The sequence below is a fragment of the Streptomyces sp. MMG1121 genome, from assembly GCF_001280015.1.
Lineage (GTDB): Bacteria > Actinomycetota > Actinomycetes > Streptomycetales > Streptomycetaceae > Streptomyces.
This window is the reverse complement of the sequence record NZ_LGDV01000201.1, coordinates 233539-247844: the sequence shown is the minus strand read 5'-3', so window position 1 is coordinate 247844 and position 14306 is coordinate 233539. Positions and strand designations below refer to the sequence as shown.

The 14306-nt window shown below is 72.4% G+C and carries 16 protein-coding genes; 6 read left to right on the top strand and 10 right to left on the bottom strand.

From position 1 onward, the window contains the following. Window positions 1-88: 88 nt before the first annotated feature. A complete protein-coding gene (locus ADK64_RS26200; RefSeq protein WP_053662567.1) occupies window positions 89-553 on the top strand; it encodes a MarR family winged helix-turn-helix transcriptional regulator in 465 nt (154 codons plus the stop codon). Window positions 554-653: 100 nt separating this feature from the next. Here the strand turns inward: ADK64_RS26200 and ADK64_RS26195 are convergent, their stop codons facing one another. Both ADK64_RS26195 and ADK64_RS26190 read right to left on the bottom strand, forming a co-directional pair. Further along, window positions 654-1697, bottom strand: coding sequence for a DUF3048 domain-containing protein (locus tag ADK64_RS26195; RefSeq protein WP_234384705.1), 1044 nt, complete (start codon window positions 1695-1697; stop codon window positions 654-656). Window positions 1698-1832: 135 nt separating this feature from the next. After that, window positions 1833-2894 carry an ATP-dependent DNA ligase gene (locus ADK64_RS26190; protein WP_053662565.1) on the bottom strand — a complete coding sequence of 354 codons (1062 nt, stop codon included), beginning with the start codon at window positions 2892-2894 and terminating at the stop codon, window positions 1833-1835. 84 nt (window positions 2895-2978) lie between these two features. Here ADK64_RS26190 and ligD point away from each other — a divergent pair, with 84 nt between their 5' ends. Both ligD and ADK64_RS26180 read left to right on the top strand, forming a co-directional pair. Then, window positions 2979-3998 (top strand): non-homologous end-joining DNA ligase, encoded by a 1020-nt coding sequence (gene ligD, locus ADK64_RS26185; RefSeq protein WP_199829711.1) that lies wholly within the window; start codon window positions 2979-2981, stop codon window positions 3996-3998. A gap of 262 nt (window positions 3999-4260) precedes the next feature. Next, window positions 4261-5334 (top strand): LacI family DNA-binding transcriptional regulator, encoded by a 1074-nt coding sequence (locus ADK64_RS26180; RefSeq protein WP_053662563.1) that lies wholly within the window; start codon window positions 4261-4263, stop codon window positions 5332-5334. A 35-nt stretch (window positions 5335-5369) separates the two neighbouring features. On the opposite strand, the gene ADK64_RS26175 is transcribed toward ADK64_RS26180, so the two are convergent. Next, window positions 5370-6161 (bottom strand): VOC family protein, encoded by a 792-nt coding sequence (locus ADK64_RS26175; RefSeq protein ID WP_053662561.1) that lies wholly within the window; start codon window positions 6159-6161, stop codon window positions 5370-5372. Window positions 6162-6434: 273 nt separating this feature from the next. Here ADK64_RS26175 and ADK64_RS26170 point away from each other — a divergent pair, with 273 nt between their 5' ends. Beyond that, the gene (locus tag ADK64_RS26170) at window positions 6435-6680 is read left to right on the top strand and encodes a WhiB family transcriptional regulator (protein WP_053662822.1); all 246 of its coding nucleotides are present in this window, start codon (window positions 6435-6437) and stop codon (window positions 6678-6680) included. A gap of 61 nt (window positions 6681-6741) precedes the next feature. On the opposite strand, the gene ADK64_RS26165 is transcribed toward ADK64_RS26170, so the two are convergent. The 5 genes from ADK64_RS26165 to ADK64_RS26145 all read right to left on the bottom strand — a co-directional run bounded on the left by ADK64_RS26165 (window position 6742) and on the right by ADK64_RS26145 (window position 11663). Further along, entirely contained in the window at window positions 6742-7716 is a 975-nt protein-coding gene (locus ADK64_RS26165; protein WP_053662559.1) for an acyl-ACP desaturase, read from the bottom strand. 249 nt (window positions 7717-7965) lie between these two features. Further along, entirely contained in the window at window positions 7966-8742 is a 777-nt protein-coding gene (gene ddaH, locus ADK64_RS26160) for a dimethylargininase (RefSeq protein ID WP_053662557.1), read from the bottom strand. Window positions 8743-8911: 169 nt separating this feature from the next. After that, window positions 8912-9148, bottom strand: a complete 237-nt coding sequence (locus tag ADK64_RS26155; RefSeq protein WP_053662555.1) for a hypothetical protein — start codon at window positions 9146-9148, stop codon at window positions 8912-8914. Window positions 9149-9301: 153 nt separating this feature from the next. Then, window positions 9302-10918, bottom strand: coding sequence for an ABC-F family ATP-binding cassette domain-containing protein (locus ADK64_RS26150; RefSeq protein WP_053662553.1), 1617 nt, complete (start codon window positions 10916-10918; stop codon window positions 9302-9304). A gap of 328 nt (window positions 10919-11246) precedes the next feature. Next, complete coding sequence (locus tag ADK64_RS26145; RefSeq protein WP_053662551.1) at window positions 11247-11663, bottom strand: SsgA family sporulation/cell division regulator; 417 nt, start codon at window positions 11661-11663, stop codon at window positions 11247-11249. 209 nt (window positions 11664-11872) lie between these two features. On the opposite strand from ADK64_RS26145, the gene ADK64_RS26140 reads away from it, so the two are divergent. Further along, complete coding sequence (locus ADK64_RS26140) at window positions 11873-13024, top strand: WD40/YVTN/BNR-like repeat-containing protein (protein WP_199829710.1); 1152 nt, start codon at window positions 11873-11875, stop codon at window positions 13022-13024. 13 nt (window positions 13025-13037) lie between these two features. Here ADK64_RS26140 and ADK64_RS26135 read toward each other — a convergent pair whose 3' ends face one another. Beyond that, the gene (locus ADK64_RS26135; protein ID WP_107093094.1) at window positions 13038-13334 is read right to left on the bottom strand and encodes a YciI family protein; all 297 of its coding nucleotides are present in this window, start codon (window positions 13332-13334) and stop codon (window positions 13038-13040) included. Between the two features lie 60 nt (window positions 13335-13394). Here ADK64_RS26135 and ADK64_RS26130 point away from each other — a divergent pair, with 60 nt between their 5' ends. Further along, complete coding sequence (locus ADK64_RS26130; RefSeq protein ID WP_053662544.1) at window positions 13395-14102, top strand: endonuclease V; 708 nt, start codon at window positions 13395-13397, stop codon at window positions 14100-14102. Here ADK64_RS26130 and ADK64_RS26125 read toward each other — a convergent pair. Continuing rightward, window positions 14066-14254 carry a hypothetical protein gene (locus ADK64_RS26125; protein WP_053662541.1) on the bottom strand — a complete coding sequence of 63 codons (189 nt, stop codon included), beginning with the start codon at window positions 14252-14254 and terminating at the stop codon, window positions 14066-14068. The two genes, ADK64_RS26130 and ADK64_RS26125, sit on opposite strands and share 37 nt — an antisense overlap. Between the last annotated feature and the right edge of the window lie 52 nt (window positions 14255-14306).

Genomic DNA, 14306 nt, shown 5'->3' with positions numbered 1-14306 from the left:
ACTGCATATGACCATTCCGATCGACAGACGCGCAGGCTCATCGCCAGGTATCGTTCAGTACACCAACTAATCGATCAGGGGAGTGGGCATGGCCGCCGTGGACCTCGCCACCCATCCCGGGCATCTGGCCCGGCGGCTCCAGCAGGCCCATTACCTGTTGTGGAACACGATGGTCTCCGAGGAGATCACCTCACCGCAGTTCGCGGTCATGAACGCGCTCGTCGCCGAGCCGGGTCTCGATCAGCGGACCGCGGGGGAGCGGGTGGGCCTGGACCGCTCGACCATCGCCGAGGTCATCAGCCGGCTCGGCCGCCGGGGGCTGCTGACCAAGACGCGCGACCCGGGGGACGGCCGGCGCTTCCTGCTCCGCCTGACCGACGACGGCCTGCGCACCCACCGCAAGCTGACCGTGCGCACCGCCCGGATGAACCAGGTATTCCTCGCGCCCCTGTCGGCCGAGGAGCAGACCGTGTTCTTCGACCTGATCCGCCGGGTGGCCGACGCGGCGGAGGGCCTGCGCAATCCGGCGGAGCCGGTGACGGCACAGGGCTGACCCGCTGACCGCACCGGTCCGCCCGCCGGTCCGCGCCGGTCCGCGCTGCCCCGTGCCGGTCCGCGTTGCCCGTGCCGTTACGCAGCCGTCCGTGCAAGGATCACGGCGCCGGGGCGAACACCACCCACACCTGTCCGGCGGCGAACTTCAGCGGCCTGCCGTCCCGTGCCGTGAACGTCGTACCGCCCGTCGCGACCGGCCGTGACCAGGAGGCGGCGAAGGACCGCCCGTCGCGCAGCACCTCCGCGCTCCCCGAGCCGACCGTCTCGGTGTACGGCGTGTGGTTGCCGAGCGCGTCGTGGTAGCGGGAGCCACGGATCCTGACGTACTGCACGACGACCGTGGCCGGGGCCACCGGCACCCTGTCGGTCGTCACCGTGGGCGTGCCGTCCATCGCGACCAGCCAGCGGCTCCGCTGGGCGGACCAGGTGAAGGTGAAGCGGGCGGCCGGATAGCGGACGGTGCGCGAGGCCGTGCGGGTGCCGCCCGACGACGGGGCCGGGCCGTAACCGAAGCCGGTCGTCAGCGCCCTCTTGCCCGGCGCGGCGGAGAGCAGCCTGGCGGGACGCAGATAGAGGTTGTGCGGGGCGGCCTTGCCGAGGCCCCGGTAGTAGGCGGCGGGGGCCGCGCCGGGTGACTCCGCCCGCAACGGTGCCCTGCCGATCAGCGGCAGCAGCTTGTGCTGGGCGCCCGAGAAGGCGAGGGCGGGCCGCTCGAACTGTCGCAGCAGCTCCAGATCGGACTCGCGGGCGCTGCGCACCGGTCCGACCGCCGTCGGCAGCGTGGTCGCGTACACCGCCAGCAGACGGCTCAGACCGCCCTCCACCGGCTCCGTGTACACCACGTCAGCCGCCGCCAGCCCGGTCTGCGGGCGGGCCGCCGGCGCGTTGTCGATCTTCACGGCGAGCGGTGACCCGGCGGTCGAGTGCGCCGGTGACGCCGGCCTTGTCAGGGGCGATGCCGGTGCCGGGATGTGCTGCGGGGCGCGGTCGTCGTCCCGGCCGCGGTGCGTGCAGCCCGCCGTGAAGGAGACGGTCAGCGAGGTGGCCACCACGGCCGCTGTCAGTACCACGCGCCGCGAGCGCGCTCCGTATCTCATGCCCACCGTTGCCACCCAGTCCACGTTGTCCGATTGTGTGCTCATCAGGTCAACGGTGGCCATACCCGATCACTCACGGTCGTGCGCGTTCAAGGGGCCGATCGGGCGCATGGTGTGACCCGGGTGGGGGCAGCGCCGGAACGGGCGCGGGGCCGTGCTGATCGCTTCCCGGCGCGGCGCTCAGCCGAGGATCTCCGCCAGGTCGTAGCGCACCGGCTCCTCCAACTGCGCGTACGTGCAGCTCTCCGGCGTACGGTCCGGGCGCCAGCGGCGGAAGCGGGCGGTGTGCCGGAAACGCTGCCCGTTCTCCATGTGGTCGTAGGCCACCTCGGCGACCCGCTCCGGTCGGAGCGGCACCCAGGACAGGTCCTTCTTGCCGGACCAGCGGCTCGGCGCGCCCGGCAGCCGGGCCGTCTCGTGGGCGGACTCGTCCGACCAGGCCGCCCAGGGGTGCCCGGTCACGTCGTCCATGCGCAGCGGCGCCAGCTCCTCGACCAGTTCGGCGCGCCGCGTCATGGCGAAGGCGGCCGAGACGCCCACGTGCTGGAGCCTGCCGTGGTCGTCGTACAGCCCGAGCAGCAGCGAGCCGACCACCGGGCCGCTCTTGTGGAAGCGGTACCCGGCCACGACGACGTCGGCCGTCCGCTCGTGCTTGATCTTGAACATGGCCCGCTCGTCCTGGAGATAGCGCAGGGTGAGCGGCTTGGCCACGACCCCGTCCAGACCGGCGCCCTCGAACTGCTCGAACCATCGCCGGGCCACGTCGATGTCCCTCGTCGCGGGGGCCAGATGCACCGGCGGGGTCGACTCGGCGAGCGCCCGGTCCAGCAGGGCGCGACGGTCGGTGAGCGGCACGTCGAGCAGCGAGTCGCGGTCCAGGGCGAGCAGATCGAAGGCGACGAACGAGGCGGGCGTCTTCTCGGCCAGCATCCGCACCCGGGAGTCCGCCGGGTGGATGCGCTCGGTCAGCGCGTCGAAGTCCAGCCGCCCGTTCCGCGCGATCACGATCTCTCCGTCGAGCACGCACCGCTTGGGCACCCGCTCCCGCAGCGCCGCCACCAGCTCGGGAAAATACCTGGTCAGCGGCTTCCCGGTCCGGCTGCCCAGCTCGACGTCGGGCCCGTCACGGAACACGATCGCCCGGAACCCGTCCCACTTCGCCTCGTAGTGCATACCCGGCGGGATCTTCGCCACCGACTTGGCGAGCATGGGTTTAACGGGCGGCATCACCGGCAGATCCATGGGTTCGATTCTGCGGGCATACGACGGTGAACGCCCGCTGTCACCCGGTATGCGTGCTGTGCGGGGTGCGCCTACCGTGGCCGCATGGGTGATGCGGTGGAACTGGACGTGGCCGGCCGGACCGTACGGCTGTCCAGCCCGGACAAGGTCTTCTTCCCCGAGCGCGGTTTCACCAAGCTGGACGTCGCCCGGTACTACGCCTCCGTCGGCCCCGGCATCCTGCGCGCCCTGCGCGAGCGGCCCACCACTCTCCAGCGCTACCCGGACGGCGTCGACGGCGAGTGGTTCTACCAGAAGCGTGCCCCCAAGGGCATGCCCGACTGGATCCCGACCGCCCACATCACCTTCCCCAGCGGCCGCAGCGCCGACGAGATGTGCCCCACCGAGGAGGCCGCCGTGGTGTGGGCCGCCCAGTACGGCACGCTCACCTTCCACCCCTGGCCGGTGCGCCGCACCCACGTCGATCACCCCGACGAACTCCGTATCGACCTCGACCCGCAGCCCGGCACGGACTTTGACGACGCGGTCCGCGCCGCCCATGAGCTGCGCTCCGTCCTCGACGAGTTCGGCGGACTGCGCGGCTGGCCGAAGACCTCCGGCGGGCGTGGCCTGCACGTCTTCGTCCCGATCGAGCCACGCTGGACCTTCACCCAGGTGCGCCGCGCCGCGATCGCGGTCGGCCGGGAGATGGCACGCCGGATGCCCGACCAGGTGACGATCAAATGGTGGAAGGAGGAGCGGGGCCGCCGTATCTTCCTCGACTACAACCAGACGGCCCGCGACCGCACCATCGCCTCCGCCTACTCGGTACGCCCCCGCCCGCAGGCCCCCGTCTCGGCGCCGCTGCGCTGGGAGGAGGTCGGCGCGGCCCACCCCCGCGACTTCGACCTCGCCACCATGCCGGCCCGCTTCGCCGAACTCGGCGACGTACACGCCGACATGGACGATCACGCCTACTCCCTGGACGCCCTCCTGGAACTGGCCCGCCGCGACGAACACGACCACGGCCTGGGCGATCTGCCGTACCCACCGGAATACCCGAAGATGCCCGGCGAACCGAAACGCGTTCAGCCGAGCCGGGCCCGGCGGGAGGAGACGTCCTGAGGGCATCCCGGTCCTGCCCCCCTGTCGCCGGGCCACACCCCTCGATCACCGTCCACCCACTCCTCCGCGCCACCGGCCGTGTACGGCCCGGTCGGGTTGGACCGGCTGGATCTCGCCCTCGCCTGGTGGCTCGATCCGCGCTCGCTTCCGTGCGGCGCCCGGAAGCCGTGCAACCCGCCCCGGCCGAGGCGTTGTTGTGCCACCGACAGGGGCGCCACCTGGCGGTTATCCTGGCCGGCAGCCGCCGATGAGGAGACCCGAAGTGACCGAGGCAGTGTCGCGTCCCACGCTGGAGGCCGTGGCCGCGCGGGCCGGGGTGTCCCGGGCCACCGTGTCGCGGGTCGTCAACGGCGGCGACGGGGTGCGCGAGCCGCTGGCCGAGCGGGTGCGGCGGGCCGTGGCGGAGCTGGGCTACGTGCCCAACCAGGCGGCGCGCAGCCTCGTCACCAGACGCCACGACGCCGTCGCCGTCGTCATCGCCGAGCCCGAGGCCCGGGTCTTCGCCGACCCCTTCTTCGCCCTCCAGCTGCGTGGCATCAGCAAGGAGCTGACCGCCCACGACAACCAGCTCGTGCTCCTGCTCACCGAGGGCCGTGCCGATCACGCGCGCGTGGCCCGGTATCTCGCCGGCGGACACGTCGACGGCGCGCTCGTCTTCTCCCTGCACCTCGACGACCCGCTGCCCGGCCTCATCCACGAGGCCGCCGTGCCCACCGTCTTCGGCGGGCGGCCCGGCTGGGGCGACGACACCCGGACCGGCGACCATACGGACGTGGTGTACGTCGACTGCGACAACAGGGGCGGAGCCCACACGGCCGTACGCCATCTCGTGGACCTCGGCCGCCGGCGTATCGCGCACCTCACCGGTGCCCTGGACCAGACCTCGGCGGTGGACCGGCTCGACGGATACCGGGACGTCATGGAGGACGTGCCCGGCGGGAGCGATCCCCGGCTGGTCGTGGAGAGCGACTTCACCCCGGCCGGCGGGGAACGGGCGATGCGTGAACTCCTCGACCGCTGCCCGGACGTGGACGCTGTGTTCGCCGCCAACGACCTCACCGCGCTCGGCGCGCTGCGCGTGCTGAGGGCGAGCGGCCGACGCGTGCCCGAGGACGTGGCCGTGATCGGCTTCGACGACGTGCTGCCCGTCGCCGAACAGACCGATCCGCCGCTGACGACGGTCCGTCAGGACATCGAGGAGATGGGCCGTCTGATGGCCCGCCTGCTGCTGCGCGGTCTGTCCGGCGGCCGCGACCGCGCCGGAGCCCCGGCGGACCCGCCGCCCGCCGGCGGCGTGATCCTCCCGACGGCCCTGATCCGCCGCGCCTCCGCGTAGCCACGGGCGGCGGTCCGGCCCCGTCCGGCCGGGGCTCAGCCCTGCGGCGACGCGCTCCGGATCACCGCGAAGTGGGCGCCGTGCGAGTCGGTGAGCTGGGCCATGCGGCCCACGCCCGCCATCGTCGTCGCCGGCATGCGCACCGCTCCGCCGAGCTGCTGTGCCTTGTCGGCCGTGGCGTCCGCGTCCTCGACCTCGAAGTACGGCAGCCAGTGGGGGGCGCCGCCCGCCTTGCCGGGGGCGTCGGACAGGGGCATGATCCCGCCGAACATCGATTCCTCGCCGGCACCGTTCGGATTGAAGCAGGTGTAGGTCCCGCCCGGGAACGGCGCCGAGGAGGTCTCCATGCCGAGCACCCGCTGGTAGAAGGCGGCGCCCGCCGCGACGTCCGGGGTGTACAGCTCGACCCAGCACAGCGAGCCCGGCTCGTTCGCCACGTCCACGCCCTTGGTCTGTCCGGGCTGCCAGATCCCGAACGGCGCGCCTGCCTGGTCGGCGAGGACCGCCATGTGTCCCTGGCCCATCACGTCCACAGGCCCGAACAGCACGCTGCCGTGGGCCTGTTCGACCGACTTCGCGGTGGCCTCGGCGTCCGCGCTCTGGAAGTACACCGTCCAGGCCGACGAAGCCTGCTCGGGGCCGCTCGGCCCGCAGCCCGCCACGGTTCTCCCGCCCAGCTGGAAGAAGCCGTAGCCGCCGGCGTCCGGTCCTGCCGACTGGAACTCCCAGCCGAACAGAGCGTCGTAGAAGGACCGGGCGCCTTCGATGTCGGAGGTGGCGACATCGATCCAGTTCGGGGCGCCGTTGGCGAAACGGGTGGTGAGCATCTTCGTACTCCTCGAAAGGGGTCCCGTCCTCTGCACTGCCGAGTCTGGCACCCCCCACTGACAATCGCCGCCGGAGCACCGCGACGTGCCGCAGCGGTCCCCGGCCTCACCCTGCGTGACCGGACGCGCTCTCCGGGTTCTCGCACACGCCCCCGCGCGCCGCCGTGCACTCGCGTGGACCGGGGGCGCATGATCGGGGCTGCCGGAGGCCTTGGCGGCGGCGTTGAGCCCGCGTTGATCGAACGTTTTTCACCGCGCGGCACGATCCTGACCATGCACATCGACACGATCACCCCGGCCGACGACACCTGGCAGGCGCAGGCCCTGTGCGCCCAGACGGGGCCGGACTTCTTCTTCCCCGAGCCCGGCAGCTCGGTGCGCGAGGCGAAGCGCATCTGCGCCATGTGCGAGCTGCGACCGGCCTGCCTGGACTACGCCCTGGCGAACGACGAGCGTTTCGGCGTCTGGGGCGGGCTCTCCGAGAAGGAACGCCTCGCCCTGCGCCGCGCCTCCTCCTGACGCCGGCGGGCCCCCGTTCCCGCGGCCCACCCGCCGTCGGAGACCGTCGCCCCGCCCGCGGTCAGCTCCCGGCCCGCGCCGCCATCCTGGCCTTGCGCGCGGCCAGCTTCTCGTCGAACTTCGTGGCCTCGTCGTTCAGCCCGCCCATGAACAGGCCGAGTTCCTCCTGCGCCTGGCGGCCCTCGGGGCCGAGGCCGTCGATCTCCAGGACCTTCAGGAAGCGCAGCACGGGCTGCAGGACGTCGTCGTGGTGGATGCGCAGGTTGTAGACCTCGCCGATGGCCATCTGCGCGGCGGCCCGCTCGAAGCCGGGGATGCCGTGGCCGGGCATCCGGAAGTTGACCACGACGTCCCGGACCGCCTGCATGGTCAGGTCGGGAGCGAGTTCGAAGGCGGCCTTCAGCAGGTTGCGGTAGAAGACCATGTGCAGGTTCTCGTCGGTCGCGATGCGGGCCAGCATGCGGTCGCAGACCGGGTCGCCGGACTGGTGTCCGGTGTTGCGGTGCGAGATGCGGGTGGCCAGCTCCTGGAAGGCGACGTAGGCGATCGAGTGCAGCATCGAGTGAGCGTTGTCGGACTCGAAGCCCTCGCTCATGTGCGACATGCGGAACTGTTCCAGCTTGTCGGGGTCCACCGCGCGCGAGGCGAGCAGATAGTCGCGCATCACGATGCCGTGCCGGCCCTCCTCGGCCGTCCAGCGGTGCACCCAGGTGCCCCAGGCGCCGTCGCGGCCGAAGAGCGTGGCGATCTCGTGGTGGTAGCTCGGCAGGTTGTCCTCGGTGAGCAGGTTGACCACGAGGGCGATCCGGCCGATCTCGGTCACCTTGGACTGGTCCTTGCCCCAGGCCTCGCCGTCCTCGAAGAGGCCGGGGAAGTTGCGGGCGTCGCTCCACGGCACGTACTCGTGCGGCATCCAGTCCTTGGCGATCTTCAGATGCCGGTTCAGTTCGTTCTCGACCACTTCCTCCAGCGCGTACAGCAGCCGCGCGTCGGTCCAGGCGGACGGGCTGCCGAGGTGAGGGGAGGTGATCGTCACGGGAACTCCAGGGGGACGCCGGGCGAGAGTGGAGAGAAGGGGACGGTCCGGCGAGCGGGGCCGGAAACCTACGAGATCGTAGGCTACGAATCCGTAGGTTACGAAGCCGTAGGTTAAGTTCGCTGTAAAGATCGCTGATCAGCACCCCTGGCACGGGTTTTCGATGCACCCTGCACGGGTTTCGCGGGCAGGCGAAACGGCCCCGGGGCGTCCAGGTCGCGGGGCCGTAGGGGTGCCGGAATCACCCGATCAGGCGTACAGGTCCCGCAGGCGTACCGAGAGGCAGGTCACACAGCCTTCCAGCTTCTCGAACTCGCTGATGTCCACCGTGACCACGTCGTGGCCGAGATCGGTCAGCAGCTCCGCCGTCTTCGGGGCGCTCGCCGCCATCAGCAGCTTGTGGCCGCCGAGCAGCACCACGTGCGAGCCGGACTCCTCCGGAACCGACAGGAAGCCCGGGAAGAGCGAGGGCCGGTCCAGCTTCGGTATGTGCCCGATCACCGTGCCGTCGGGCAGCGCCGTCACCGCCGACTTCAGGTGCAGCACCCGCGTCACCGGGACGGCCACCACGCGGGCGCCGAGCGGCTCGAAGGCGGCCCGCAACTGCTGTACACCGGCCGCGTTGGTCCGCCCGCCCCGGCCGACGTAGACGGTGTCGCCGACCTTCAGGACGTCGCCGCCGTCCAGCGTGCCCGGCTCCCAGATCCAGTTCACCGAGCAGCCGAGGCGGGCCACCGCCTCCTCGACCCCGACGGTCTCGATACGCCGGGACTCGGCGCCGGGCCGGGTGATCAAGGCCACGTTCTTGTACATGACGACGGTGTCCTCGACGAACACCGAGTCCGGGCAGTCGTCCTCCGGGTCGACCTCGATCGTCTCCCAGCCGTGCGTGCGCAGCGCCTCGACGTAGGCCTCCCACTGCTCCGTGGCGAGCTCCACGTCGACCTTCTCCCGCTCGACGTGCGTCACCAGGCCTTCGGCGAGGCGGGGGCTGGGGCGGCGGACGAGGGCCTTCTTGCTGGGCACGAGGGACCTTTCGAATCGATGGTGCGGCGGCCGGCGCCGGTGATGGACGGCACCGGTTCGCCATCATGCAGCCCGCTCCCGCCAGGGCAAAACCCTCGTTGTCAGGCTGTGCCCCTCCTGAGACGTCGGGGCCGCGGCCGCGCCCGGGACATCGGACCGCCGTGGTCCGTCACCGACGCTCCACGGTGGCCGATCCCCGTGCCGTGCGCAGCCGTTTCGGGGGCCCCGTGAAGCGCACCTCGCCGCGGTCCCGGCCGAGTTCGACGATCCGGCGGGCGAGCCGGACGACGCCCGGGTGGTACGCGGCGACCACGTCCCCGGCCCGGGTGAGGAGACCCGGAGCCCGCTCCGGCGCCGTGTCCCGGGCGCCGGCGACCGAGGCGCCCCGCACGGTGAGCCGTAGCACCTAGTCCCCGGCCGACGACATGGCCGGCCGGGGTGATGGGATCGGGGCCGTGCTCCACCACCGGCACCGCACCGCACGGTCTTCGCGCCGGCGCCGTGCGAACCGGTCGGCGAGCCCCTCGTGGTCGATGTCCCGCGAGCCGCCCGTACGTGCCTACCCGACGTCTTGCGGCGCGATCTCCTTCAGTTCTCCTTCCTCCATCAGCAGCCAGCGGGTGATGCCGATCGACTCCAGGAACGGCAGGTCGTGGCTGGCCACGAGCAGTGCGCCCTCGTACGACTCCAGGGCCGAGGTCAGCTGCCGCACGCTCGCCATGTCGAGGTTGTTGGTCGGCTCGTCGAGCAGCAGCAGCTGGGGTGCGGGCTCGGCGAGCATCAGCGCGGCCAGCGTCGCCCGGAACCGCTCGCCGCCCGACAGCGTGGCCGCCTTCTGGTCGGCTCGCGCGCCCCGGAAAAGGAAGCGGGCGAGGCGCGCCCGGATCCGGTTGTTGGTGGCGCCCGGCGCGAACCGGGCCACGTTCTCGGCGACCGTCCGGTCGTCGTCCAGCACGTCCAGCCGCTGGGGCAGAAAACGCAGCGGTACGTGCGCGTGTGCCTCACCGGAGACCGGCGCCAGTTCCCCGGCGACGGTCCGCAGCAGCGTCGTCTTGCCGGCGCCGTTGCGCCCGACCAGCGCGATCCGCTCCGGGCCGCGCAGGTCGAGGATGCCCTCGACCCGCGACCCGTAGGCCAGCCCCAGGTTCTCCAGGGTGAGCACCTGCCGGCCGGGCGGCACGGCCGTGTACGGCAGCTCGACGCGGATCTCGTCGTCGTCCCGTACGGCCTCCACCGCCTCGTCCAGCCGTTCCCTGGCCTCGGCGAGCTTCTCCTCGTGCATGATCCGGTGCTTGCCCGCGGACTCCTGGGCGGCGCGTTTGCGCGCCCCCATGACGATCTTCGGCTCGCGCTTCTGCTCGTACATCTTCTGGCCGTACCGTTTGCGGCGGGCCAGTTTGACCTGGGCGTCGGCCAGTTCACGCTTCTGCTTGCGCAGATCGGCCTCGGCCACGCGCACCATCCGCTCGGCGGCGTCCTGCTCGACGGCGAGGGCCTGCTCGTAGGCCGAGAAGTTGCCGCCGTACCAGACGACCTCCCCGGAGCGCAGATCCGCGATCTGGTCGACCTGGTCGAGCAGTTCCCGGTCGTGGCTGACCACGATCAGGACTCCGGGCCATGCGGCGACGGCCTGGTAGAGCCGCCGGCGCGCGTACAGGTCGAGGTTGTTGGTCGGTTCGTCCAGCAGCAGTGCGTCCGGGCGGCGCAGCAACAGCGCGGCCAGTCGCAGCAGCACGGACTCGCCGCCGGAGACCTCGCCGACGGTGCGGTCCAGGCCGATGTGGCCGAGTCCGAGCTCGCCGAGGGTGACCAGGGCGCGCTCCTCGACGTCCCAGTCGTCGCCGACGGTCTCGAAGTGCTCCTCGGCGACGTCGCCCGCCTCGATGGCGTGCAGCGCGGCGCGCTGTGCGGCGATGCCGAGGGCCTGGTCGACGCGGAGTGCGGTGTCGAGGGTGACGTTCTGCGGGAGGTAGCCGATATCGCCGGCCGCCTTGACCGTGCCGTCGGCCGGGGTGAGTTCCCCGGCCAGCAGCTTCAACAGGGTCGACTTCCCTGATCCGTTGACGCCGACGAGCCCGGTCCGGCCGGGGCCGAAGGCGATGTCGAGCCCGTCGAAGACGGCGGTGCCGTCGGGCCAGGCGAAGGTCAGGGACGTACAGGTGAGGGAGGATGACATGGAGGCCTCGCATAAGGGTGCGTGCGGTCGGGTGAGCGCATGTCGAGACACCGCGAGGCGGGAACCGAAGGTCTGGGGGCACGAGGAGCCCAGAAAAAAAGGGCCTGTGCCGGGGGACGGCTCGGACGCCGAGGTCGTACGCCGCGCACACCTCACCGGTGCGACGCGATGCCTCAGGACCTCAGACGAGCAACGTCCTTCTCCAATCGACGGCAACAGGACCGATGTAAACGGTAGGAGGGACTCTTTGGGCTGTCAACGCAATTAAGTGCGGCCGGTCGCCGCCGGTCGTGCCGGGGCCGGACGCGCTGTCACGCGCGCGTAGCGGTCAGCAGGCGTCGCGCATCAGCTCGGCCAGGTCGTGGTCCAGGTCGAGCTGGAGGTGTTCGAGGCCGACGGGCACGAGGTCGTCGGCCGCCACCAGGAAGCTCCGGATCTCGCCCGAGCGCACGTGCACGACCGCGGTGCCCTCGGGGGCGTGGAACTCCAGCACCGTGCGGTCGTAGCCGTAGGGCCGCACCCGGACGTCGCCGTAGCCCTCCGGGCCCTCCAGCCCGGCGAGCAGCAGCTCGCGGGAGAAGGTCCAGCACACCTCGACGCCTTCCAGGGTGGCCGGGGCCGGGAAGGTCATGACGACGGCGAACGGGTCGCGCCGGTCGTAGCGCAGCGTGGCGGGAATGCTCGGCATGCGCGGTGCGGCGGCGACGAGGCGGGCTTCTACCGGCTGCTCGATGACGGTGGACAACGCCTTGCTCCCTCGTGACGGCTGGACTACGCCCGGGTGTGCGGCACCCGGCACTGGAAGAGACGTCGGATCCGGCCGAAGCGTGCACACGAAGCACGAGTGACCTCGGTCACCGTGTTCCCGCGCGGCGGGCGCGGGCCGTCGGGCCCGCGACGACGGGCAGTTGGGCCCCTGGACGGCGCCGGTCCGGTGGGCTAGCTTCGCCCGCCATGAGGCGCTTGGGGAGCACGCGACGCAGGGCACGGACGGGCCGGCTGGTGGCGGCGGGGGTGGCGTGCGGGGCGGCGCTGGCCGCGCTGACCGTACCGGCGGCCCAGGCGCGGTCCCTCGGGCCGGACAGCGGGACACTCGGACAGGCCGGCGGGACCCTCGGACACGACGGCGGCACAGTGCACTGGGCGGCGAAGGACCCCGGCACCCCGCAGGTCCGCTTCCGGGGGCTCGCGGCCGTCGACCGGCACACCGCCTGGCTGGCCGGTACCGGCGGCACGGTGCTGCGCACCACGGACGGCGGTTCGAGCTGGCGGAACGTCTCTCCGCCGGGCGGGGGCGACCTGGAGTTCCGGGACGTGCAGGCGTTCGACGCGCGGCGCGCGGTGGTGCTGGCCATCGGCGAGGGCGAGGCCTCCCGTGTTTACCGCACCGACGACGGCGGGGCGACCTGGACCGAGTCCTTCCGCAACACCGATCCGCACGCCTTCTACGACTGCCTGGCCTTCTTCGACCGCCGCCACGGCCTCGCCCTGGGCGATCCGGTGGACGGCAGGTTCCGCATCCTGTCCACCAGTGACGGCGGCCGCTCCTGGCGGGTGCTGCCGGCACAGGGCATGCCGCCCGCCCTGGACGGCGAGGCCGGCTTCGCCGCGAGCGGCCAGTGCCTGGTCACCTCCGGCCCCAAGGACGTCTGGCTGGCCACCGGGGGCGGTGCCCGCGCGCGCGTGCTGCACTCCGCCGACCGCGGACTGACCTGGACGGCGGCCGACACACCCGTCCCGGCCGGCGATCCGGCCAAGGGCGTCTTCGCGCTCGCCTTCCGCGACCGCGCCCACGGCCTCGCCGTCGGCGGCGACTACCGCCCCGACCGTTCCTCGCCCGACGCCGCCGCCGTCACCGCCGACGGCGGCCGCACCTGGACCCCGGCCGCGACACCCCCGCCCGCCTACCGCTCCGGCGCCTCCTGGCTGCCGCACAGCCGCACCGCCGCGCTCGCCGTCGGCCCCACCGGCACCGACCTGACCACCGACGGCGGCCGCACCTGGCGCACGATCGACACCGGCTCCTACGACACCGTGACCTGCACACCCGACCTGAGCTGCTGGGCGGCCGGCGAGCAGGGCAGGGTGGCCAGGCTGGAACGCTGAGCGAGGGGCCGGCTCAGCTCGGCGTCTGCCGGTACCGGTCCAGCCCGGGAGCCGTCTTCGTGGCGACGAACTCGGTGACGCGGTACGTGCACACCCCGGCGACGGCGAACGGGTCACGCGCGATGATCTCGTCGATCCGGGCGCGGTCCTCCGCGACGGCCAGGATCACCCCGCCGTCCCGGAGTGTCTTGCGCCCGGAGGCCAGGAAGACGCCCTGCGTGTACTGCTCGTCCAGCCAGGCCAGGTGGTCGGGGAGCAGGGCGTCGACGGCGTCGAGCGGCGCGGTGTAGGTCAGCTCCAGCACGAACACGATCACGAGGCTACCCCCGGACTCCGGCAGCCGCCTGCGGCCCGTACAGTTCTCGTCACCATGACGACCGTAGGTGTGCCCGCGGGCTGGCCCGCGACCGAGGAAGAGGCCCGCGCCGTACAGGACGAACTGCGCGGGCGGGTGGTGCTGGACGAGCCCGGACCGCCGCCGGGGGAGGGGCATGTCACCGGGGTGGACGTCGCCTACGACGACGACCTCGACCTCGTCGCCGCGGCGGCCGTCGTGCTGGACGCCGCCACCCTGGACGTGGTGGCCGAGGCGACCGCGGTCGGCCGGGTGTCCTTCCCGTACGTGCCCGGTCTGCTCGCCTTCCGGGAGATCCCCACCGTCCGGGCGGTCCTGGACCGGCTGCCGTGCCCGCCCGGCCTGGTGGTGTGCGACGGCTACGGCCTCGCCCACCCGCGCCGCTTCGGTCTCGCCAGCCATCTGGGCGTGCTCACCGGCCTGCCGGTCATCGGCGTCGCCAAGAACCCGTTCACCTTCACGTACGACGACCCGGCCCCCGCGCGGGGCGCCTGCGCCGCGCTGCTCGCGGGGACCGAGGAGGTCGGGCGCGCCCTGCGCACCCAGGACGGCGTCAAGCCGGTCTTCGTCTCGGTCGGCCACCGGGTGAGCCTGGACAACGCCCTGGCGCACACCCTGGCCCTGACCCCGCGCTACCGGCTGCCGGAGACCACGCGCCGGGCGGACGCCCTGTGCCGCCGGGCGCTTCAGGAGGCGACGACGCGCCAGGCGCCGACCTCCTGATACGCCGAGTCGTGGACGGCCGCGCCGTCGCCCGGTTCGAGGGCGTAGTGGTGGAGATTGCCGCCCCAGTAGCGCAGGATCCGGCCGAGCTCACTCGCCCGGTCCCGCGCCGACGCGCCCTCGTCCATGGTCACTTCGAGCACGAACTTCACGCTCTCCTCGCCTTCTTGCGTCTGCTCCGGTCTGGGCCTCAATCGTGTCATT